Source organism: Asticcacaulis sp. P2_C5 (assembly GCF_056404555.1).
This window is the reverse complement of record NZ_JBFUDU010000001.1, coordinates 171,701-193,545: the sequence shown is the minus strand read 5'-3', so window position 1 is coordinate 193,545 and position 21,845 is coordinate 171,701. Positions and strand designations below refer to the sequence as shown.

Annotated in this window: 23 protein-coding genes; 11 read left to right on the top strand and 12 right to left on the bottom strand. The window is 59.1% G+C overall.

Features of this window, described 5'->3' with window-relative positions; genetic code table 11:
• Position 1 precedes the first annotated feature (1 nt).
• Complete coding sequence (locus AC1DXO_RS00740; RefSeq protein WP_476976162.1) at positions 2 to 802, top strand: phosphatase PAP2 family protein; 801 nt, start codon at positions 2 to 4, stop codon at positions 800 to 802.
• A 57-nt stretch (positions 803 to 859) separates the two neighbouring features.
• Positions 860 to 1,756, top strand: a complete 897-nt coding sequence (phhA, locus tag AC1DXO_RS00735) for a phenylalanine 4-monooxygenase (RefSeq protein WP_476976726.1) — start codon at positions 860 to 862, stop codon at positions 1,754 to 1,756.
• Positions 1,757 to 1,944: 188 nt separating this feature from the next.
• Here phhA and AC1DXO_RS00730 read toward each other — a convergent pair whose 3' ends face one another.
• Positions 1,945 to 3,864, bottom strand: a complete 1,920-nt coding sequence (locus AC1DXO_RS00730) for a glycoside hydrolase family 2 protein (RefSeq protein ID WP_476976161.1) — start codon at positions 3,862 to 3,864, stop codon at positions 1,945 to 1,947.
• Between the two features lie 205 nt (positions 3,865 to 4,069).
• Between AC1DXO_RS00730 and AC1DXO_RS00725 the strand changes: the two genes are divergently transcribed.
• The 3 genes from AC1DXO_RS00725 (at position 4,070) to AC1DXO_RS00715 (ending at position 5,578) form a co-directional block, all read left to right on the top strand.
• Entirely contained in the window at positions 4,070 to 4,390 is a 321-nt protein-coding gene (locus AC1DXO_RS00725) for a 4a-hydroxytetrahydrobiopterin dehydratase (RefSeq protein WP_476976160.1), read from the top strand.
• A gap of 159 nt (positions 4,391 to 4,549) precedes the next feature.
• Positions 4,550 to 5,278 carry a response regulator gene (locus tag AC1DXO_RS00720; protein ID WP_476976159.1) on the top strand — a complete coding sequence of 243 codons (729 nt, stop codon included), beginning with the start codon at positions 4,550 to 4,552 and terminating at the stop codon, positions 5,276 to 5,278.
• Positions 5,279 to 5,395: 117 nt separating this feature from the next.
• A complete protein-coding gene (locus tag AC1DXO_RS00715) occupies positions 5,396 to 5,578 on the top strand; it encodes a DUF1328 domain-containing protein (RefSeq protein WP_023447788.1) in 183 nt (60 codons plus the stop codon).
• Between the two features lie 141 nt (positions 5,579 to 5,719).
• On the opposite strand, the gene AC1DXO_RS00710 is transcribed toward AC1DXO_RS00715, so the two are convergent.
• The 8 genes from AC1DXO_RS00710 to AC1DXO_RS00675 all read right to left on the bottom strand — a co-directional run bounded on the left by AC1DXO_RS00710 (position 5,720) and on the right by AC1DXO_RS00675 (position 12,500).
• On the bottom strand, positions 5,720 to 6,466 hold the full coding sequence (locus AC1DXO_RS00710) for a sensor histidine kinase (protein ID WP_476976158.1): 747 nt from the start codon (positions 6,464 to 6,466) through the stop codon (positions 5,720 to 5,722).
• A 221-nt stretch (positions 6,467 to 6,687) separates the two neighbouring features.
• The gene (locus tag AC1DXO_RS00705; RefSeq protein ID WP_476976157.1) at positions 6,688 to 7,053 is read right to left on the bottom strand and encodes a hypothetical protein; all 366 of its coding nucleotides are present in this window, start codon (positions 7,051 to 7,053) and stop codon (positions 6,688 to 6,690) included.
• Positions 7,054 to 7,056: 3 nt separating this feature from the next.
• Entirely contained in the window at positions 7,057 to 7,230 is a 174-nt protein-coding gene (locus tag AC1DXO_RS00700; RefSeq protein WP_476976156.1) for a hypothetical protein, read from the bottom strand.
• A 33-nt stretch (positions 7,231 to 7,263) separates the two neighbouring features.
• Positions 7,264 to 7,806 carry a hypothetical protein gene (locus AC1DXO_RS00695; protein ID WP_476976155.1) on the bottom strand — a complete coding sequence of 181 codons (543 nt, stop codon included), beginning with the start codon at positions 7,804 to 7,806 and terminating at the stop codon, positions 7,264 to 7,266.
• A gap of 129 nt (positions 7,807 to 7,935) precedes the next feature.
• A complete protein-coding gene (locus tag AC1DXO_RS00690; protein ID WP_476976154.1) occupies positions 7,936 to 9,552 on the bottom strand; it encodes a response regulator in 1,617 nt (538 codons plus the stop codon).
• A 7-nt stretch (positions 9,553 to 9,559) separates the two neighbouring features.
• Positions 9,560 to 10,006 carry a response regulator gene (locus AC1DXO_RS00685; protein WP_476976153.1) on the bottom strand — a complete coding sequence of 149 codons (447 nt, stop codon included), beginning with the start codon at positions 10,004 to 10,006 and terminating at the stop codon, positions 9,560 to 9,562.
• Entirely contained in the window at positions 10,003 to 11,907 is a 1,905-nt protein-coding gene (locus AC1DXO_RS00680) for an ATP-binding protein (RefSeq protein WP_476976152.1), read from the bottom strand. The genes AC1DXO_RS00685 and AC1DXO_RS00680 overlap by 4 nt, the downstream gene beginning before the upstream one ends.
• Before the next feature lie 299 nt (positions 11,908 to 12,206).
• A complete protein-coding gene (locus AC1DXO_RS00675; protein WP_476976151.1) occupies positions 12,207 to 12,500 on the bottom strand; it encodes a DUF883 family protein in 294 nt (97 codons plus the stop codon).
• Positions 12,501 to 13,032: 532 nt separating this feature from the next.
• Between AC1DXO_RS00675 and AC1DXO_RS00670 the strand changes: the two genes are divergently transcribed.
• Together AC1DXO_RS00670 and AC1DXO_RS00665 are read left to right on the top strand one after the other, a co-directional pair.
• Entirely contained in the window at positions 13,033 to 13,203 is a 171-nt protein-coding gene (locus AC1DXO_RS00670) for a hypothetical protein (protein WP_476976150.1), read from the top strand.
• A 221-nt stretch (positions 13,204 to 13,424) separates the two neighbouring features.
• Positions 13,425 to 15,656: a prolyl oligopeptidase family serine peptidase gene (locus AC1DXO_RS00665; protein WP_476976149.1), complete on the top strand. Its 2,232-nt coding sequence runs from the start codon at positions 13,425 to 13,427 to the stop codon at positions 15,654 to 15,656.
• A 359-nt stretch (positions 15,657 to 16,015) separates the two neighbouring features.
• On the opposite strand, the gene AC1DXO_RS00660 is transcribed toward AC1DXO_RS00665, so the two are convergent.
• From AC1DXO_RS00660 to AC1DXO_RS00650, 3 genes are all read right to left on the bottom strand, one after another.
• Positions 16,016 to 17,197, bottom strand: coding sequence for a hypothetical protein (locus tag AC1DXO_RS00660; RefSeq protein WP_476976148.1), 1,182 nt, complete (start codon positions 17,195 to 17,197; stop codon positions 16,016 to 16,018).
• A 113-nt stretch (positions 17,198 to 17,310) separates the two neighbouring features.
• A complete protein-coding gene (locus tag AC1DXO_RS00655; protein WP_476976147.1) occupies positions 17,311 to 18,486 on the bottom strand; it encodes a hypothetical protein in 1,176 nt (391 codons plus the stop codon).
• Positions 18,483 to 19,367: a response regulator gene (locus tag AC1DXO_RS00650; RefSeq protein WP_476976146.1), complete on the bottom strand. Its 885-nt coding sequence runs from the start codon at positions 19,365 to 19,367 to the stop codon at positions 18,483 to 18,485. The genes AC1DXO_RS00655 and AC1DXO_RS00650 overlap by 4 nt, the downstream gene beginning before the upstream one ends.
• Before the next feature lie 158 nt (positions 19,368 to 19,525).
• Between AC1DXO_RS00650 and AC1DXO_RS00645 the strand changes: the two genes are divergently transcribed.
• The 4 genes from AC1DXO_RS00645 to AC1DXO_RS00630 all read left to right on the top strand — a co-directional run bounded on the left by AC1DXO_RS00645 (position 19,526) and on the right by AC1DXO_RS00630 (position 21,718).
• The gene (locus tag AC1DXO_RS00645) at positions 19,526 to 19,948 is read left to right on the top strand and encodes a Tat pathway signal protein (RefSeq protein ID WP_476976145.1); all 423 of its coding nucleotides are present in this window, start codon (positions 19,526 to 19,528) and stop codon (positions 19,946 to 19,948) included.
• A gap of 131 nt (positions 19,949 to 20,079) precedes the next feature.
• Positions 20,080 to 20,463: a phasin gene (locus AC1DXO_RS00640; protein WP_476976144.1), complete on the top strand. Its 384-nt coding sequence runs from the start codon at positions 20,080 to 20,082 to the stop codon at positions 20,461 to 20,463.
• Positions 20,464 to 20,467: 4 nt separating this feature from the next.
• Entirely contained in the window at positions 20,468 to 21,256 is a 789-nt protein-coding gene (locus tag AC1DXO_RS00635) for a 3-hydroxybutyrate dehydrogenase (RefSeq protein WP_476976143.1), read from the top strand.
• Positions 21,257 to 21,508: 252 nt separating this feature from the next.
• Positions 21,509 to 21,718: a hypothetical protein gene (locus AC1DXO_RS00630; RefSeq protein WP_476976142.1), complete on the top strand. Its 210-nt coding sequence runs from the start codon at positions 21,509 to 21,511 to the stop codon at positions 21,716 to 21,718.
• Positions 21,719 to 21,845: the final 127 nt, after the last annotated feature.

The window sequence follows — 21,845 nt, the reverse complement described above, 5'->3', positions numbered from 1 at the left end:
TTTGAACCTTCGCTTAAACCGGCAGGACCTGATCGCTGCCCTGCCGCTGGCCATCGCGGCGGTACTGATCCTTGTTTCCGCCTGGGTGTTTCTCGACCTGATCGAGGACGTCGCCACGCAGGATCCGCTGGTCATGGCCGATCTCGCCACCTACCATTTCCTGCAAGATCATCGCACCCCCTTGCCCGATACCCTGATGATAGCGCTGACCGAACTGGGCGACAGCGTGGTGGCGGGCTGTGTCGCCGGCGCGGTCGGCCTTTGGCTGCTGTGGAAAAAGGCCTGGCGGTCGGCCCTGTGCTGGCTGTTCGCCGTCTCGATCGGTTCGATGCTCAATACCGTCATCAAGGTCGCCCTGCACCGCGCGCGGCCGGCGGAACTGTATGCGCCGGGATGGAGCGCATGGTCCTTCCCGAGTGGCCACAGCACGGTCAATGCCATATTGTACGGTTTTCTGGCGGTCATGCTGGTGCGCAACCTGCGTGGCGCCTGGCGGATCTGGACGATTGCCGGACTGGCCTGCCTGGTCTTCGCCATCGCCTTTTCGCGGCTGTATCTCGGCGCCCACTGGTTATCGGATGTCGGCGGCGGTCTGGCGTTTGGCACCTTCTGGCTGACTTGCCTGAGTGTGTTCTATCTGCGCGTAAAATCCGATATTGTGGAACCTCGACAGCTGCTGGCCGTCGCTATGGGCGCTTTGGTGATTGCCGGCTCAGTACATATAACAACAAGCCATACGGCCGATGTCGAGCGCTACAAGATACGCCATCCCGAGGTCGCCGCCGAGCTTTCACGGGAATGATATTTGCAAATGAAACCAGTTTGACGCAAAATAGGTACGGGACGGAGACCTATCATGATGGACGATCGCGCAGGCCAGTTGCATAACGAAGACGAGAAGCACGGCATTGTCGGGGGTTATGTGCCCGAACGCGCCGACTGGACGATTCCGCAGGATTGGCATCTCTATACGGCGCAGGAACATGCGACGTGGAAGACCTTGTTCGACCGGCAGATCCGCCTGGTCGAGGGCCGCGCAGCCAAAGCCTATATGGATGGCCTGCAGGACCTGCCGATCACCGCCGACGCCATTCCGAACTTCGACGCCTTGTCGGAAATCCTGACGAAGAAGACCGGCTGGCAGGTCGTGGCGGTGCCCGGCATGGTGCCGAACGACGTCTTTTTCGACCATCTGGCCAATCGCCGCTTCCCGGCCGGGCAGTTTATCCGCAAGGCGCATCAGCTCGACTATCTCCAGGAGCCGGACGTGTTTCACGACATCTTTGGCCATGTGCCGATGATGATGAACCCGATAATGGCCGACTTCATGCAGGCCTATGGCGAGGGCGGATTGCGCGCCGAGCGGCTGGGCGTGCTGGAACGGTTGGCGAGGCTGTACTGGTACACGGTCGAGTTCGGTTTGGTGGAAGAAGCCGGCGATCTGCGCATCTTCGGCGCGGGGATTCTGTCGTCCTTTACCGAGACGCGGTTTGCGTTGGAAGACGCCTCACCCAACCGTATCGGTTTCGACTTGGAGCGCGTGATGCGGACGCATTACCGCATCGACGAGTTCCAGGAGAGCTATTTTGTCCTGCCGTCGATCGACAGCCTGTTCGACCTGGCGCGGACCGATTTCGGACCGATCTACGAGGCCCTGGCCGACGAGGCCGACCTGACGCCATCGATGATCACCAGCGACGACCATGTCTTCCATTACGGCACGGGTTCGTACCATGCGGCCTTGGCGGCGAAGTAAGTTTTTTTGAACCGCAGATTTCGCAGATTAACGCAGATTTCTTCCGCGCTCGACCATCACCACTTGTGCGCTATCACTCAAAAATGATCGCTTCGCGATCGAGATGCAATAGTTCCAGCGCCCCTTCGCCAATGCGATAGGGCTCTGAAAAATCTGCGTTAATCTGCGAAATCTGCGGTTCAAAAAGCCTATTGCCCCTTCTCTTCCTTCGCCTTGTAGAAGTCACTCAGCACAAAAAACGCCATCTTGCGCTCGCCCGTTTCCGACAGCAGGCCCTTGCGGTTCCAGCCCTTCTGGTACCAGTTCTGCCGGCGCGGCGAGCGGAAGTCCTTCAATATCCACGGTGACATCCCGCGCAGGAACGGAATCTGATCCGCCATGGCCAGGGTCGAACGATAGAAGTCGGCCTGGTATTCCTCACCGAAGCGCATATTGGTCTTGGGTTCATGCACCCCATACAGGGCCTCGGCGCCGAATTCCGACAGGACCAGCGGCTTGTTCCACGAACTGTGCCAGACGGTCCGCGGCACATCGGCCAGCTTGTCGTTGCCGTACCAGCCATTATAGGTGTTGATCGCCATGACATCGAGCTCCGGCACCAGCGGATCGTCGATGGTGATGTCGATATGGCCGTCGATGACCTTGCGCTCGGTCAGCAGGGCGGCGCTGACCAGGCGGCTGCCGTCGAGTGCCTTGGCCTCATGCGCCAGGGCTGTCAGAAAGGCGTTGCGCGGATCGGACACCGGCGTTTCATTACCGACGCTCCAGATGATGACCGAGGCACGATTGCGGTCGCGCAGGATGTTCTCCGCCATCATCTTCTTGGCCACGTCGAGCGTCTGCGGACTGTCGAAATGGACGGCCCAGTAGACGGGGATCTCGCTCCATACCAGCAGGCCGATCTCGTCGGCCATGCGCGTCGTCACCTCGGAGTGGGGATAGTGCGACAGGCGGACATAGTTACCGTTCAGGCCATACTTGATCTCGCTCAGCAGGGCGCGTGAGGCCTGCTGCGTGATGACCCGCGACGGATTGGGGCCGAACTCCTCTTCGTGCAGCGAAATGCCGCGCAGATAGATCGGCTTGCCATTGAGCAGGATATCCGTCCCCTTGACCTCGATGGTGCGGAAACCGATGCGGTCGGTGAGCGTCTCGGACGCCGTCTTGACCGAAACGTCATAAAGGGTCGGCGTTTTCGGCGACCAGCGTTTCAGCCCCGCCGGCGCCTTGGCGCTGAGACTGACCCGGCCATTGGCGTCGGTTATGCCCTTAAGGCTCAGTTTCAGGCCGGCGACCGTAACCTCGACCGCCTGATTGGCTTTGTTCGGCCCTTCGAGCGCCACATCGGCCTTGATCTGCCCGTCCAGGGTCAGGCGGATAAAGTCGTCATCGATAAAGGTCTGGGGCGTGATGACCAGGCGGACATCGCGGGTAATGCCACCATAGGCTTCCCAATCGGTCACGGTCGGCGGGATGGTATCGGGCGAACGCGTCGAATCGACACCGACGACGAGATTGTTGTTGCTGTCGCGCAGGATATCGGTGACCTCGAAGCTGAACGGTGTGGAGCCGCCTTCGTGGCGACCGACCAGTTGGCCATTGAGATAGACTTCGGCCGAGTAGTCGACGGCGCCGAACCGCAGGAAGACGCGCTTGCCGCTACGCACCGGCGCATCAAACGAACGCTGATACCACATCAGGCCGTTGTAATAACGCAGTGTCGGATCGTAACCGACCCAGGCACCGGGCACGGCGGCGACGGGAGAGCGGCCCAGGTCGTATTCGAACAGGGCGCCGGTCGGGTCGTCCTTCATCGCCTGTTCGACATTGATGTCGGAACCGCGGCCCAGTCGGGCATTCTTCGGCTTACCGTGGAAATCAGCCAGGCCGTCCTTGTAAGGATCGACGGAGTAATGCCACGGACCGGCCAGGCTGACGCCCTCGCGCAGGTCGCCGTCGACAAGGATATATTGCGGAACGATGGCGGCGTAGCCAGGATTGTGCGCCGGTGCGGCCGGATTGGCGACCGCCGGCAGGGCGATCATGGCCGTAAGCGCGCCCAGATAGGACGCAACAAGGCAGGACATAAGCCGTGATGGAAACCGCATGCGACATATCCTCCGCTTGATTTTTATCGAATTAGACCGATTATGCATTATACTGCTCGATAATGCGCGTCCAGTTCTGTTTGGCGATATCAGATCATTGCCCTTATCGAATGTCTATACAAACTTCACGCTATTGCGATTGGCCGGCAACGCCACCTGGCCTATACTTGTGACCTGCACAGGAGGCCCGCACAGGAGGTACGTGATGCACCGGTTGAAGCCCGACGAACTGTCCGCCCTGACCCAGGATATGCCGCGCTGGAAAGTCGATCCGGACGGCAAGGCGATCCGCGCCGACCTGACCTTTACCGATTTCAAGGCCGCCTTCGCCTTCATGGCCGCCGTCGCCGCCGAGGCCGACCGCGCCGACCATCATCCGGAATGGTTCAACGTCTATAACCGCGTGCAGATCAGGCTGACCACCCACGACGTCGATGCGGTAACCGAACGCGACGCCAGCCTGGCGCGTTTTATCGAGCAGGCAGCCCAGGCCAACGGCGTCAGGCCGGCGCCCATCATGGCTTGATATACAAGGCAATTCACGGCCCTCAGGCAGATAACCGTCTGAAAGACAGCCGCATTTAATTTTTATTTTTATCGCCCTACATGGTGGTATTATCCCCTTGGCGATCCTAAGAGTCTCGCCGACTGGGAAACTGTCTTATTTTACCTTTTGGGGCATCACATGCTGGAAAAGAAAAACACAATTCTGATTGTGGATGACGAAGACGAAATCCGCAAAATGCTCAGCATTTTTCTCGAAGCGGCGGATTTCAAGGTATGTGAGTGCGACAGCGGCAAGCAGGCGCTTCGCCTGTCGGCTTCGGTGCGTCCCGACCTTATCCTGCTCGACCTCGGCCTGCCCGATATCGACGGCAAGGAAGTCATTACCAAGATCCGCGAGTGGTCGAATGTGCCCATCGTGGTGCTGACCGCCCGGTCCGAAGACGCTGACGCCGCGCCGGCGCTCAATACCGGTGCCGATGACTATGTCACCAAGCCCTTTTCAGCCGAAGTCCTGCTGGCCCGTATCAACGCCAATCTGCGCAAGTCGGCGGTCAAGGAAGTCGGTGAACCCGAAATCGTCCATGGCCCGATCCGTATGGACCTGGTGCGCCACGAAGTCTTTATCGACGACGAGCGCGTCGGCTTCACGCCCAAGGAATACGACCTGCTGCGTTATTTCCTGGTCAATCGCGGCCGCATGCTGACGCACAAGCAGATCCTGAAGGAAGTCTGGGGCCCGGCGCACCTGGAAGACACCCAGTATCTGCGCGTCTATATCGGTCAGGTTCGCGACAAACTCGAGACCCGCCCCGGCCTGGGCAAGTCGATCGTGTCGGAATCGGGCATCGGTTACCGCATGGACATGGTCAGCCCTGAATCCAAGGCCGAAGCGATAAAGGAAGCTTAACGCTTTTCTTACAATTCGGCTTGGGCTCGCCTTTGTATATTTACCTGCGATTGCCTAACCTGAAAGTGTGTTTCCGGCTCCGGCAAATTCGGGTCGGCGCCTGAACAGGAGAAAGCTATGCTCAACTGGATTGTTACATTTTTTATCCTGGCGGTTCTTGCCGCCTTCTTCGGCTTTACCGGTCTGGCCGGTACCTTTGCCGAGATCGCCAAATTCATCGCGGTTATCTTCGTCGTGCTGTTTATTGCCAGCCTGGTGTATCGCATGATCACCGGCCGCAGTGCTAACCCTCCACTCTAGGCAGGGTTACATCCGAGACTAAAAAGCCGGTCCTGAAAGGGGCCGGTTTTTTGTTGCGACCCGACGGTTTGAAAGAGCCCGTTCAACGTAGTGCCGTCACCGCGTTGCACGAACCATCTTAACTTGCCTTGGGCGAAAACCTTACGGTTTGCGCTGGTCTGTATAGATCAGGGTAAAGACCGCGCCACCTTCGGGGTGGTTGTTGAGCTCGATACGGCCATGTAGCAACCGCATGATGTGCTGGCAGATGGTCAGGCCCAGGCCCGTGCCGGCGGCCTGTTGGTCGGATTTCTGCAACCGGGTATATTTGTCAAACACCACCGACTGCTGATCGTCGGGAATACCTTCGCCGTGGTCGCGGATGCGGACAAAGCCGTTACCGTCCTTGAGGCCATAGGCGATTTCAACCAGAGGCGGGTCCTTCTGCGCCTTGCGCCCGCCGAACTTGAAGGCATTATGCAGGACCAGGCCGATGGCCCGGGCGCCCAACATGGGATCGGTGACCAGTTCGTCCTGGATACCGACCGGTGTGATCTGCAGTTCGCCCCGCGTCTTGAGCGGGCCTAACCGCGCCAGCGAATCCTGGATCATCTGGCCCAGGCGCGCCGATTCGAAGCGCGGCCGCACGGCGTCGGCTTCAAACTTGGCCATGTCGAGAATATTGGTGATGAAATAGTCGAGACGGAAGGCTTCGGTCAGGGCGGAACTGACCAGCGACTTGCGCTTGTCTTCCGTCAGCTTGCCGTCCAGCAGCGTCATGACCTCAAGCGAACCGATAATGGTGGCCAGAGGTGTCTTAAGGTCATGTGATACCGACGATAACATCTGGCGATGCAGATATTCGCGGATTTCATCATGCGATGGCGATGGCAAATCATTGGGAAGCATAATGTTTTTCTTAACTCGAATGTACACGTCGCGCAAATGACATCCGTAATCCGTAGATGGAAAAAAGGAGCAAGGATCAGACCTTGCTCCGCCGGCAACCATAAATAGACAATATGAACGCCATCTCACCTTAGGACAGAATTGGCCAAGGACGGAACTGGCCAAGGACGGAACTGGAATGCCGTCCCGCAACCGAACTAAGCACGCTTCACGAAAACGCTTTAATGCCTGGAAGAAGAAGAGGCATCCTGTTGTTTTTGCTTGTCAGCCGCCGCCTTGACGTCGGCTGAGGTCTCGGAGACGACCTCAGACGTCGCCTTGCCCGCCTTTGACAATGCCGAACCAGCCTTGTCGCCGGCCTCTTCGATAGCGTCGCCAGCCTTGTCGTAATTTTCCTTGTCGGTCACTTCGTCGGCCGCCTTGCCCACCACCGCCGGTACGGCATCGATCGCGCCACCGATATGGTCGCCTATGGTTTCACTGTGCTGCTTGTTGTACAGCCAGATGCCGCCGATAATCAGTACAGCCAACAGCAGGAAAAGCAGCAGACTGCCGCCGTTGCGTTTTGCGTGGGTCGATTCGGTCATGGTTTAATCCTGTGCAATTTCGGCGATGTGAACATAGAGATTCAGATCTTCGCGATCCTCGTCTTCATCGAATAGCTCGGGTGGCAGTTCGTCGTCGTAGAAATTGCCGTCAAAACCCGACTGGCGAAACGGGGCCGGAGCACGATGAGCCGGAAAAGGTATAACCTGGGCACGCATGACTGAACTCCTTATCGAGAGTGGGGTTAACGACTAAGCCTTGGTTACATCGGCCGGGGCCGAGACTTCAGGCTGGGTGACGGGCGGAATTTCGGGTTGCAAATCGGGTTCGGTTTCCGGCTGCTGGGGCGGCTCGGGCATTTCCGGCTGATCCGGTTGCACCGGCGGCTGCGTCGGGTCCGAAAAGGTCGCGTCGAAGGCCGGTATCAGGCTGTGGATCCTGCGCAGGGCCTTGGACAGGTCGTCGGTGCGGCGTTGCTGTTCCGGTGTCGCCGGATTGCCCCCCTCGTCTTCCAGGCGGAGATATTCTTCTAGCGACAGGGACAATTCCTTCTGTGCCGCCTGCAAGGTATCTGTGCCGGTCTGGGTGATCTTCTGGACGGCGTTGAGGCCCGTCAGATAGGCGTCGGTCCAGGCATTGAGACGAAGAATCTGCTGCTTGATGTCGGCCTTCAGGCGTGCGCCTTCACAGCCATCGAGCAGTTTGTGCAGGTCGCGCGACACCTTTTCGACCTCTTCCAGGTGCGAGGTGGCGGGTGCCGCGGATTGCAGGGTCTGGTCGGATGTGTCGGCCATGGTGTCGTCTCCTGTCGGGGGCGATAGCCCCGTTCAGATTGACGATAGGAGAAAGGCTACAAAGCTGCAGTGTCTAACCGGTTGCGGCGTTGTAAGCGGGCGGTAAGCAGAACCAGCAGCATCGAAGGGTTATCGGATCTGCCCCAGCTTAAGCGCCAGTATATCGGGCAGGACCGGCTTGCTGATATAATCGTCCATCCCGGCCGCCAGGCAGCGCTCGCGATCCCCGGCCAGGGCGTGGGCTGTGACGCCGATAATCGTGTTGCGACCTTCCTCGTCTTCGAGTTCGCGGATACAGCCGGTCGTCTCCAGGCCGTCCATGCCGTGCATCTGCACGTCCATCAGGATGGCATGAAAGGCCTGGTCGCGGTCGCGCACCAGATGGATGGCTTCGACCCCGGATGACGCGGCGACCGTGTCATAGCCCAGTTCCTCCAGCATCAGGCTCAACACCATGATGTTGGGCGCATAGTCCTCGACGATCAAGACGCACGGCTTGGCCTCCCCTTCCAGCGGGCGGCGGCGCGGCGGTTCGGGTACAGGCGCGGCAGGTGCGAAAACACCGCGCGGCAGGCGCAGGGTAACGTGAAAGACCGAGCCCTCACCCGGCCGGCTTTCGACGCGGATGTCGCCACCCATAAGCTGGATCAGCGAGCGGGCGATCGACAGGCCCAGCCCGGACCCGCCGAAGCGGCGCGTTATGGTTTCGTCGGCCTGGGTGAACTTCTCAAAAATGAGCGGGAGCTTTTCGCGTTCGATGCCGATACCGGAGTCGCTGACGCTGACGTGCAGGATGGTGTGTTCGTCACCGTCCGGCGTAGCCTCGGCACGCAGGGTGATCTGACCCGAGTCAGTAAATTTCAGGGCATTGCTGACCAGGTTCATCAGAATCTGTTGCAGCCGCATCCGGTCGCCCAGCAGGACAGCCCCGTGGGTCGTATCGTTGAGCGACAGGGTCAGGCCCTTTCTCGCCACGTCCTGTTCAAACATGACGCGGATATCGCGCAGGATGGCCGAGATTTCGAACGGCAGCTTTTCGAGATCGATATGATCGTCCTCGATGCGGCTGATGTCGAGCAGGTCGTTGATCAGCTTCAGCAGCAGGTCGGCATTGGTGCGCAGCGTGTCGACGATCTTCTTCTGCTCTTCGTTGAGCGGCGACTTGGCCAGGACCGAGGCCAGTCCGGTCACCACGTTCATCGGCGTGCGAATCTCGTGGCTCATCGTGGCCAGGAAGCGGCTCTTGGCCGAATTGGCGTTTTCGGCGCGTTCCTTGGCCTGGCGCAGTTCGTCGCGCTGCTGGGCATTTTCGCGCAGCAAGCGCTCCTTGGTAAAGGCCGAGGTCATGATGGCCGGCAGAAGATCGAGATAGGTCTGGTTGACGTCCTTCACCGCGTAATCGGCGGCACCCTTTTCGAGCGCTTCCAGGGCTATGCGTTCGTCGCCGCCCGTGGTCAGGATGACCGCCGGCGGTGAATGGGGCAGCGCCGCCATGCGATCAAGCAGTTCCAACCCGTTCATGCCCGGCAGATTGTAGTCGACCAGGACCAGGTCATAGACGGTGTCCCGCAGGGCCTGAAGCCCTGCCTCGGCCGTTTCGACCGTGTCGACGGTCAGGCCGACGCGCTCCATGCGCCGCTGCAGCAGGCGGCTCAACGCCGCGTCATCTTCGACATAGAGGATGCGCTTCATGGCCGGATGCGTCGAACGCGTTTCATTCGTGGTGTCTGGGATGGTGTCTGGCATGTACGGATCAGTCGTGAATATGCGGAACGCGCACAACGGTCAGCATCAGGCCGAGCTTGCGGATGGCCTCGGAGAAGGCGTCGTAGCCGACCGGCTTGGTCATGAAAACATTGCATCCCAAAGCGTAGCAGCGGTCAACATCTTTTGGATGATCCGTCGTTGACAAAACCACCACAGGAATCATTTTAGTCGCGTCATCCGTCTTGAGACGACGCAGAATTTCAAAACCGTCGATATCCGGCAGATTAAGGTCGAGGACGACGACCATCTTCTCGCCAGCCGCCATGGCGCCTTCCGACGGAAAGAAATAGTCGATGGCCGCGATCCCGGAGCCCAGGCGCGTAATCTTGTTGAGCACGCCGACCCGCTGCAGGTTGCGCCGGATCAGGGCGGCATGGCCTTCGTCGTCCTCGATCAGGATCAAGCCGAAGGGAGCGCTGAATTCCTCCATCATGCGCGCGCTCCCTGCTTTGCGACAACATGGTTTGCCTCAACCTGGTTTGTCCCAGCCTGGTTTCCAGAGACGGCACGCATAGAGGCTGCGCCCGGGCGATCCATGGTTTTGCGCGGCAAGCTGAAATAGAAGGTCGTGCCTTCGTCCAGCACAGATTCGAACCATATGGTGCCCGACATTTTGCGCAGCGACGCCTTGACGAACGCCATGCCGATGCCGAGGCCGCGCACGTCGCCTGTATTGCGCGCCCGGCGGAAAATATTGAAGACGCGATCCATGTCCTCCGGCGCAATGCCGCGACCATTGTCACGGATCGAAAAGACGTGGTCACGGCTTGTCTCGGCACAGCTGACTTCGATCCGGCCCGGTTGACCGGGTTTCAGGTACTTGACCGCATTGTCGAGGAGGTTGGAGACGATCTGTTCCAGGGCGAGGCGGTCGGTGACCAGTTCCGGCAGCGCTCCGATCGTCACCTCGACCTGTTTGCTGGCAATTTCGTAGCTCTGGGCGCCCAGGCATTTGTCGAAAACTTCGCGCGTATTGACCCGTTCGTCGTGAAACACGTACTTGCCGATCCGCGACAGGTCGAGGATGGCCGTGGTCAGGGTGTCCATGCGGTCGACGGCATTGCCGATGAAGCCCAGGGACTCGGGGATATCGTGTTTGAGAATGGCGTCGAGCCGCGTCCAGGTCGCCTCACCGATCTTGTCCTTCTGCGGTTCCAGCAGATCATTGACGTCGTTTACCGCCAGGGCCAGTTCATGGGAAAACCCCTTGAGATTGACCAGCGGCGAACGCATGTCGTGTGAGGTGATGTAGGTAAAGGCTTCCATGTCGGCATTGAGCTGGCGGAGTTCTTCCTCACGCGCTTTTTGTTCCGTAATGTCCGTATGGGTCCCGATCAGCGAGCGAATCTGGCCGAAGCGATCCCACGTGCCGACACCGCGCGACATGATCCAGCGCCAGGTCCCGTCCTTGTGTTTCATGCGGAAGACGTTGACGTAGTGCGGTGTCTTCTTGGTGATATAGTCGCGCCGGCGTTCCAGCGCCGCGTCGACATCGTCAGGATGGATCAGCACGATCGAGGCCTCGGCCGTGTCCTCCATCTCGTGGTCGTCATAGCCCAGCATCGCCTTGAATTCGTGGGACATGTACATGGTGTCATTGACAAAGTTAAGTTCGTACAGCCCGTCATTGACGCCGTTCATCACCGCCAGAAAACGCGTTTCGGCGCGCTGGTTCTCGTCCTCGACCTTTTCCTTTTCGACCTCCAGCCGGATAATCAGAACGGTACCGGCCAGCAGGATGCCGACCCCCAGCACCGTGCCGATGATCAGGATATAGATGAAGTTGTTGCGCTGGGCCTCGACACGGTCGATTTGGATCCGCAGCATGCCAAGCCGCTTGTCGATGCTCTTTTCGACCGTGATCCGCAAGGCGTCCATCTTGGCTTTTTCCTGATCCATCTCACCCGGTGAGACGGTGCTCTTGCCGAACATCTTGATATAGGTGACCTGCTTGGACAGCAGGTTCTGGATTTCTTCGATCTGGCTGAGCCAGTGGTTGGTCTCCTCGAAGGAATTGGACTCGTAGTAGATCTGATTGCGCAGGGCAAAGATCTCGTCGCGCAAACGCAAATTGGCCTTGGCATAGGGTTCGAGGAATTTTGTATTGCCTGACATGACGTAACCGCGCACGCCCGATTCCATATCGATCACATCCGCCAGGATCAGCCGGCTTTGGCGAATATTCTCATATTGATAGATGGTATACTGGTTCAGGTTTTGTACGCGTTGATACTGCGCATAGATCACCATGGCAAAGGCGCATAAGGCGATGGAAATCAGGCAGAAGAAGGCCAGGTAGACCTCCTTGACGGTAATTCCCCAGGGCAAGCGCATGATGCCAGCTTATTTCCTGTTGCGGGCGCGCGCGCCCATTTGCCGCGGCCAACCGCCTGATGGCGAGTTTGCCACGGCCTGCGTACCGTCTCAAGCACGCAACGTCACATAACAATTGCTGTGAAAACAGCCTTGTCCCAACCCTAGACGCAGGGGCGTAAGGGAACAATAAGCGGGAGCCGTGATAATATAAGAAGCTGGTAAGGGAGGGAGCGGAATGCGGCCAGGACACCGCATTCCGCTCAGGCATCGGGCTATCGCTCGGGGGGGCCTGAAGCCCGATGCATACCGATAGATTTTTAGCGGCGCGACAGCAGGGCGCCAAGGACAAAGCCGGCAGCGAGCGCGATGGCGCTGGACCGGACCGGATTGGACTTTATTTCTTCCTGAAGCTTTTCCGACGCGCGAGACGTCTGGTCGACCGTTTTGTCGAACAGGCTGCGCACCTTCTGGCCGGCATCCATCGCATAGTCGCTGACACTGTGCAGAACGTCCTGGCCGCTGTTTTCTATATCCTGGCCGGCATCGCGAATGTCGTTCTCGGCCAGGCTCTTCGTGACGTTGGCCGCAGCCTTGGTGGCAGATGACAGCATGACGGCTTCTCCTTGGCCAGATACGGTTCAGTTTCGATTTTGAGGAGAGGAAGATTTTTCGGGGAGGAAAAAGGGCTCACGTCCACGGTTTGCTCGCATGGATGCCGTCTGAGGGTCTTAGGCTAGGGGGGGCGGTAAAGAGCCCCAGAAAGCGAACCGTGCAGAAGCCGTGGACGTGATGTGCCTAGATTGCTGCATCGCACTTAAGGAAGCCATGGCGGGGCCTACCGGATTTTATAAATTCCCCATAAAGAGCGGCAAAAAGGGGAAAAAATCACGGAGTTTTCCACAGGTTTCCCGCGGCGGGACTTTTTTCAGCTCAAACGCCGCATGGCTCGCGCAAACGTGCGCGACGGGCAGTCGCCCTTGCCAGGCGCGATGACCATCGTCATCGCGCCTGGAGTTACATCTTACCCGATCTTTACGCAGGGATGGATGGGCTCGGGCATCAAACTTACGCCGCTCGTTCTAGGATGGTTTTGTCGCGGATCCGCAGGATTCGCCGACCATGACCCACCAGGAGATAACGCACATGTCCGTTAAATCGAGCATCAAGGAAACCGTTGGCGCCGCCGAGGAAGAACTGGGCGAAGCTCTGCACAATACCAAGATGACGGCCAAGGGCCGCGTCCTGCGAAACGAAGGCCGCATCGGCAACGGCAAGCTGCCGAAGACCACGATTCCCGGTACGCAAAAAGACTGATTTACCTGCTCCACGCATCTATCCCCCGCAAACTAAAAAGCCTTCCGGTTTCGTGCCGGAAGGCTTTTTTCGTCCGCTGTCCGGTAGCACCCAGAAGCCGGGAAGAACATGACTCTTTTGTAATCTTGCCTTGCCAATAAAGTGGGGTAGTTTCCCTCGTAATCTTTATGCCTGTCTCGCGGGAGGCCGGCACTCTGTCGGAACGGCAATAAGGTATCTTGATGACATCCCAGTCACGTAAAGCCCAGTCACGCATATCATTCTCTTCACTGACCGCATTGGGCCTGATACTGGCCCTGGGTGCGACCGCGATGGCTCCGGTCGCCTCAGCCCAAACCGGAGTGCAGATGACGACCGTTGCCAAGGCCAATCCTTCCAACCCCAATACGGCGGACGCTTCCGCTGCTGACCCGCGCGCCTGGCTCGACGAGATCGACGGCGAAAAGGCCATGGCCTGGGTCACGAGCCACAATGAGGCATCCATTGCCAGGCTCAGCCAGGACCCGCGCTTCGAGCAGAACAAGGCGGACATGCTGAAGATCCTGCAGGCCAATGACCGCATTCCGGCGCCCCGATTCGCGCGCGGCGACATGGTCGACAATTTCTGGCAGGACGCCGACCATGTCCAGGGCTTGTGGCGCCGCGCCAGTTGGGCCTCCTACCGTGCCGGCCGTCCCGACTGGCAAACTATTCTCGATGTCGATGCCTTGTCGAAGGCCGAGGGCAAGAACTGGGTCTACAAGGGCAAGGACTGCCTGCCACCGGCCAATAATATCTGCCTGCTGACCCTGTCGGACGGCGGTCTCGATGCGTCCGTTGTGCGCGAATTCGACATTGCGAAGCGCGCCTTCGTACCCGGCGGTTTCGACCTGCCCGCCGGCAAGCAGGATGTCACCTGGCTCGACAAGGACACGGTCTATGTGTCGCGTGAATTTACCCCGGGCGAGGTGACGAGTTCCGGCTATGCCTACGTCACCAAGGTGTTGAAACGCGGCCAGACCCTGGACCAGGCGGTCGAGATCTTCCGCGGCAGCAAGGACGACGTTTCAGCCGGCCGGACCGTGGTGCGCGACATCGACGGCACCTATGTCGCCGACATGGCCTATCGTTCGCTCGATTTCTTCCACACCGAACTGACCTTCTATGACGGCGGCAAGGCGGTTACCCTGCCATTTCCGCAAAGCTCGGATTTCAGCAGCCTGTATCAGGGCCAGGCGGTCTATTCGCTGAAGGACAGCTGGACCAGTCCATCGGGACGCGTCTTCAAATCAGGCGCGGTGATTGCATTCGATTTCAAGAAGGGACTGGCAGATCCGGCGGCGATCGAGCCTGTCCTGCTGTTCATGCCCAATGACCACCAGTCGGTGGAGGCGATCAGCCAGACGAAACACCGGCTGGTTCTGTCCATCCTGTCCAATGTGACGGGCGAGGTGCGCTCGTTTGGTTTCAAGCCTGGCGCGAACGGGGCCGGCGAATGGTCTTCCTACCAGATGGCCCTGCCGGAAAACTCGACCCTCAGCGTCGACGACGCTGACGACCAAAGCGACAAGATCTTCGTCTGGGCGGCCGGCTTCCTCGAACCCTCGACCCTGTACCGGGCCGATGCCGCCACCGGCAAGGTCGAGAAGATCAAGTCAAGCCCCGAGCGCTTCAACGCCGAAGGCCTGCAGGTGGTGCAACGCTGGGTGACGTCGAAGGACGGCACGCGGGTGCCCTACTTCCTGGTCGGACGCAAGGATATGGTGCTGGACGGAACGACGCCGACCATTCTCTATGCTTACGGCGGTTTCGAAGTGTCGATGGAGCCCAGCTATTCGGGCAGCATCGGCAAGCTATGGCTGGAAAAAGGCGGCGCCTATGCTCTGGCCAATATCCGTGGCGGCGGCGAGTTCGGACCGACGTGGCACGAGGCCGGGCTGAAGACCAACCGCCAGCGGATCTATGACGACTTCACGGCCGTGGCCCAGGACCTGATCGACAGCAAGGTAACCTCGACGCCGCATCTCGGCATCATGGGCGGCTCGAACGGCGGCCTGCTGATGGGCGTGCAACTGACCCAGCGGCCGGACCTTTGGAACGCCGTCGTCGTCCAGGTGCCGTTGCTCGACATGGTCAACTATACCCATATGTCGGCCGGCGCATCGTGGCAGGGCGAATACGGCAATCCGGACGATCCGGTCGAAGGCGCCTTCCTGCGTTCGATTTCGCCGTATCATAACGTCAAGGCCGGCGTCGCCTATCCGGAACCTCTGTTCGAAACCTCGACCAAGGACGATCGTGTGGGTCCGGTGCATGCGCGCAAGATGGCGGCTTTGTTCGAGGATTTGGGTTTGCCGTTCTACTATTATGAGAACACCGAGGGCGGTCACGCCGCCGCGGCCAACCTGCCCGAAATCGCCCGGCGCTATGCGATCGAATATACCTACCTGGCCGAAAAGCTGATGAAGCCGTAAGGGGTGAACACGACTTGTGGGGCCGGGTCTGGAAGCTTTTGCCAGTGCTTGGCCACACCCTTGGCTGAAGATACTGATTTTACAGCAATTTTCAACGCGGAAAGCGCCGAAAAGTCGGACAGGACGCGGAAAGGGAGCAGGCGGACAGGCCTGCGCCCGAAGGGCCGTCATTCCGGGATGCTGGCTACCAGTACAGCCCAAATGCGCTTCGCGCGGTAAAAGCAACGCCCTGGATTTGCTTCGCCGAACGTTGTTTCCGCGACTTGTCCGCCTTTTCCGCGCTTTCCGCGTTGAAAATAGCTGTAATTTCAAAAATACGCGACAATCAATGCCGCACTCGGACAGCAAATCCGTCAACCTTATGCGGCTGACCGGTCGTCGTTTTGGATGGCACCGGCCAGGCTGGCTTCGAAATCGACCAGGATATCGGCGAATTCGATAAATTCGAGCGGCCGGCTGTTGTTCTGGGTGACCTTGGACATGCGGAAGCGCCAGAACGACACCATGTGATTGAGGATGCCGACCTTGTCGCCCAGTTCCAGGAACTGACGCGAGCCGTGCTGCAGGAACTGGCGGAAGGGTTCGGGGTTCCGCTCGTGTGCCAGGGCATTGTAGACGTCGTCATAGCCCTCCAGCGCCTGGCTGATTTCCTTCAGTGTCTTGACGATGGCGCGGGCCAGGCGCGGGCGGATCTTGCCGACAAAGTTGCGCAGGATTTCGTCATGGGTGGCATTGGGCTTGTAATGGCTGAGGCCCGACAGCAGCTCGCGCGTCCCGGCCTGCAGTTCGGCGTGGCACCAGCAGTAATACAGAAAACCGCGCCAGCACATGACGCCCTCATGAAAGGCGCTGTCGGTCATGCCCAGGGCCGACTTCAGCGGCAACAGTTCCTGGTCGAGCTTGTCGGACAGGATCTTGTCGCCCAACCGGGCGGCGCCACCCTTGGTGCCTTCGCGCTTTTCGCCCAGGGCGGCATAGACCAGGTCTTCGATCCGGTCGGCGGTAAAGGCAGCCATGGATTGCAGGTCGCCACGCGCGATCGGGAAGTACAGCCGCGCCGGGCGCAGGCCCATGCGGGCGAGATGTTCGCGGACCAGGAAGGGATCCAGTGACGGCAAGGTATCCAGCACCTGCAGCACGGTCAGGTCACGGCTCTTTTCCATGATATCGATGCCGAAGTGGTTCTGCATCAGGTCTTCGAAACCGTTCTGGCCGTAATAGATCGAATGTCCCCCCAGACGCAGGTCGAACGGATCGTAGGGCAGGATGATCTTGGTCACGGTGTTGCGCGAACCGCCGGCCAGATGGCGTTCGTCGGCGCGCAGGGTGTGTTTCAGAATGATGGCGCGATTGAGCTTGGAATTCTCGAACAAAGGCTGGGCGATCCACGCCTCATCTTCACGGTGCGCGACATAGACCTTGGCGAGATTCATCACCCGCCACGACGAGGCCGTACGATTGAGATGGGCCAGATTGCGGATCTCGCGGGCCGCCGTGAACAGACTTTCCCCGACCGACCCGGATACATGCAACAACGCCATCTATATACTTCTCTGTTAAGGTTTGTTGGAAAATAACGGCTTCATGACATCGGTTCCGATCGCAAATGACCTAGTGGCAACGACGCGAACCGAGTCCGATATTTTCCAACGGGCTACTTCTGATCGCCGCCGGTGTAGCGCGCCACAACCGTCAGCGAATCCTCGAAATCCATCAGAATGTCGGCATATTCGCCCGGCGTCAGACGCTGGTTCATCATTTGCTGCCCCATCCGATAGCCCCAGAACGAGCCGATATGGCTGAGAATGCCGATGTTTTCGCCCAGTTCAAAGAACAGGCCAGGCCCGTCCAGCAGGAAACGACGGAATGGCCCGGGATTCTCGCCTTCGACCAGCGCGTGATAGGCCTGGTCATAGACATTGAGCGTGCGTCCGACATTGGCGATGGCATTGACGATGCTGCGCGCCAGACGCGGACGCGCATCCTTCAGATATTCGCGCAGGTTTTCGTCCGAGGCGCCGATCGGCTGGTAGCTGGCCAGGCCCTCCAGGACCTTGCGCATCTCCTCCTGAAGTTCGATGTGCCGCCATTTGAAATAGAGGAAGCCGCGCCATGAGAAGATACCGTCGGAGAATTCCTCGTCCGTCATGCGCAGGGTCTTTTTGAGCGGCCACAGCTCCTTGTCCAGCTCATTGGCCAGGATCTTGCTGGCCAGCTTGACACTGGCGCCACCGGTCAGGCCATCGCCGAAGGCGTTGACGACCAGGCGTTCGATCTCCTCATTGGCAAAACCGATCATGCGCTGGACATCGAACGGCGAGATCTTGAGATAACAGGCGCCCGGGCGATAGCCGTTGCGCCCAAGATGTTCGCGGACCAGGAAGGGATCCAGCGACGGCAGGGTATCGAGCAGACGCAGTACCTGGACGTCACTGTTTCCGCTGATGTCGTCCGTGTTGAAATAGGCCCGGCAGAAGCTGTCGAAACCCAGTTGATTGACCAGGATCGAGCGGCCGCCCAGCTTCAGGTCCAGCGGGTCGAAAGGCAGGATAATCTTGGTCGCGGTACGGCGCACCCGGGCGAACAGGTCGCGTTCATTGGCGCGCAGCGTATGCTTGACCAGTATGGCCTTGTTCATCTGCGAGTCGCGGAAGAAAGGCTTTAACTGGTATTCCTTTTCCTTCGATGAGGTCAGGTAGATCTGTGACAGGTTGAGAACGCGCGAGGTCGACGCGGTTTCACCCAGATTGGCCAGGTTGCGCACATCACGATTGGTCGCGTTCTGTGCGGTATTGCCATTCTTCGGGTCCAGCATGGCGGAAGCGTTCATGACGCCTTCCTGCTGCGACGCTGGCTGACCAGACGGTTTAATTGCGACACTATATTCATGGCCTCTTCATGGTCGGCATAGGGGACATCGTTCAGCCGGATCAGGGCGTCGAGATGCACATCCAGGACTTCGGCTTCTGCCTTGTGACCGAAGTATTGCACATACTCATTTAAAGAGTGTGTCGCCTGTTCGATCAGGTTCAACCTTATGCCCTGGGCTTCTGTCTGGACTTTGAGCAGACGGCTGATCACATCGCTGAGACGGGCGGGATCGGGGCGACCGCGGATTTTCAGCATCTCGCGCAGCCGGCCCATCTCAGCCGACAGGACCTGACGCAAGCCGCCGTCTTCCTCGCGGCGCAGCAGGCCCGGAAACTGGGCGGCCTTGCGGCGCCGGCGGTCGGGACCCGTGAATTCCGGCGTTGTGATGAAGCGCCGTTTGCGTGTCAGGGCCAGGGAAACAGCCTTCAACAGCGTGGTCGTCGAAAACGGCTTGCAGACAAAATCGCTGATGCCGGCGTTGCGCGCCGTCGTCACGTCGCGGTGACGGGTGCGCGCCGTCAGCATGACGATCGGTACCTCCGGATTGGGAAAGCGCGGGTCGGGTTTAGCCACCGCCGCACGGATGGCGCGGACCAGGTCTATACCCGACATACCGGGCAGGCCCCAGTCCATGAGAATAAGGTCGGGATGGTGGGCCTGAATCTGCAGTATCGCTTCTTCGGCGTCGCGGGCGAAATTGAGCCGGCTGAACCCCGCGGCGCGCAACAGTTCCAGTACCAGCCGGCGCGACGCGTCATTGTCTTCGACGATGAGCAGGCTGACAGAATCGCAGGCAATTTTTCGCAGCCGCTTCTGTATCTGTGAGTGCAGCGTTATCATGCCCGTCATTAACGTAAGTGGTTACCCCCCGCTGCGAGAGTGAGACATTACGCCAAAGGGCTAAATTATTTGTAATCAAGCTATTGATTTTATGGTTAATTTTAATTGAATAGTGAGTGTGAACTACATCTTAACCGCCGTCTCCTAAGCTTGTTGTCATGAATCGACGCACCCTGCTTGGTACCGCACTAACCGCCACGGCCCTCGTTCTGCCAGGCCTTGTTCTGCCAGGCACGGCGGCGCGCGCCAATGCGCCTGAAAAGAAGAAGGGCGGCGGCCTCGCCTATACGCAGTTTCCGATGATCAGCGTCTTTACGCGTGGCACCGGCGCGAAGCACGGCACCATGAGCGTCGAGATCGGTCTCTATGCTGACGACCCGAAGCTGACCGAATTGGTGAAACTGTATTTGCCGCGCCTGCAGGACGCCTATGTTACCAAACTTCAGGGCTACGCTGCCAATCTCAACGCCTCTTCGCTGGTCGATACCGACTATATAGCGACGCAGCTGCAAACCGTGACGGATCAGATTCTGGGCCGCAAGGGCGCTCGGGTGCTGTTGGGGTCAATTCTGCTGAATTAGTCTCGTTTTTGAACGTCTTGGTTGACGTAAAACCGCCCTACTTGCCGGTTAGTTTTTAGCCAAAGATTTTGCATTGCACACGGTAGCGAAAGCCGCCATACAGATGCAACGCCTTTATGGAGCGTCTGCGCATGACCATATCGCCCTTCGAGAACGGGCTGAAACTGATGGAAGCCCAGCAGCAGCTGGCGGCGCGCAGCCTGATCAACCTGATTGAAATGATCAGCACGACATCGCATCGCTATGCCGCCGATACGCAAGCCTTCACCCAGGACACAATCGATCTGATGAACGCTGCCGCCCGGCCGCAGGATGCCGCATCCATAGCCGAGCTTCAGCAAAAATGGGCCCAGACCTGCCTGAAATACAGTCAGAACCAGAGTCGCGCCGCCATGGCCTTCGTCGAGCAATGCGGGCAGCAGGCGCTCAGCATGGCGGCGCGGCGCGCCGGTGTTGCACCCCGCCCGGAAGCCGATACGGGGCCGGGAAGCACTGGGCCCACAGACAAGGAATAGGCAGATGACGAGTTTAGCAGGCAAGACGGCCCTGGTCACGGGCTCGACGAGCGGTATCGGCCTGGCCATCGCTAAGGGACTGGCCGCGCAGGGCGTGAAGATCATGCTCAACGGTCTGGGCGATGCCGGCGAGATCGAGGCGCTACGCAGTGAGATGGCCACGACCTATGGCGTCGACGTGCTGTTCGACGGCGCCAACCTGCTGCGCGCCGACGAGATCGGCGGCCTGATCGGCGCCATCGATGCCAGGCTGGGCGGCGTCGACATCCTGGTCAACAATGCCGGGATCCAGCATGTATCACCGATCGAGAGCTTCCCGCCGGACAAGTGGGACGCCATTATCGGCCTGAACCTGACGTCAAGCTTCCATACCGTCCGGCTGACCTTCGAAGCCATGAAGACGAAAAAATGGGGCCGGATCATCAACATGGCCTCGGCCCATGCCTTGGTCGCGTCCCCCTTCAAGTCGGCCTATGTCGCCGCCAAACATGGCCTGCTGGGCTTTACCAAGACCATCGCCCTGGAAGGCGCCGAATTCGGCATTACCTGCAACGCCATCTGCCCGGGCTACGTCAAGACGCCGCTGGTCGAGAAGCAGATTCCCGACACGGCGAAGGCGCGCGGCATGACCGAGGAACAGGTGATCAAGGAGGTCATCCTGGCGGCCCAGCCGACCAAGGAATTCGTCCATGTCGAGGACATTGCCGCGCTGACGGTCTTCCTGTGCTCGGACGCCGGCAAGGCGATCAACGGCGCCCCTCTGTCGATCGACGGCGGCTGGGTAGCGGCGTAAACCGAACCTCTCTTGTCCTCTGGAGCTGATGCAAGGCGCCATCGGGGGCGCCCGTGCGACGGCGCTTGACCTAAATAATTTGCGCTTGCAGGTTTTTTATTTTTCGCAGCGACTAACCGCAACGCTTCCCTACTTCGGCTATGGCCATAGTCGCTCCTGCCTGAACGATCGTCGGATTTCATCCGCGACCCGATTTTCCGATGGCCGCCGTCATCGGCACAACAATCCTCTGGTGAGAAGGAGCCTCCACTCATGATCAAGCTCAACTATGCAAAAGTTCTTCCGCTGATCGCTGCTGCCGCCTGTCTGACAGTCGCCGCCTGCGAAAAGAAGACGGAAACCACTACGACGACCGAAACCACGACCTCGGAAGTCGCCGTGCCGGATGCCGGCATGGCGATGTCCGATACGGGCACGTCTGAGACGTCGACCTCGACGACCGTAACGACGTCGTCGATGTAAGTTTCTTAAGCGGGGTCTTGATCCACCCCGTTTCTAACGCAGCAAAGCCCCGGACGGCGACGTCCGGGGCTTTGTCGTCGAAGGAAGGTTTTGGAACCGCGAATGAACGCGAATAAACGCGAATAGA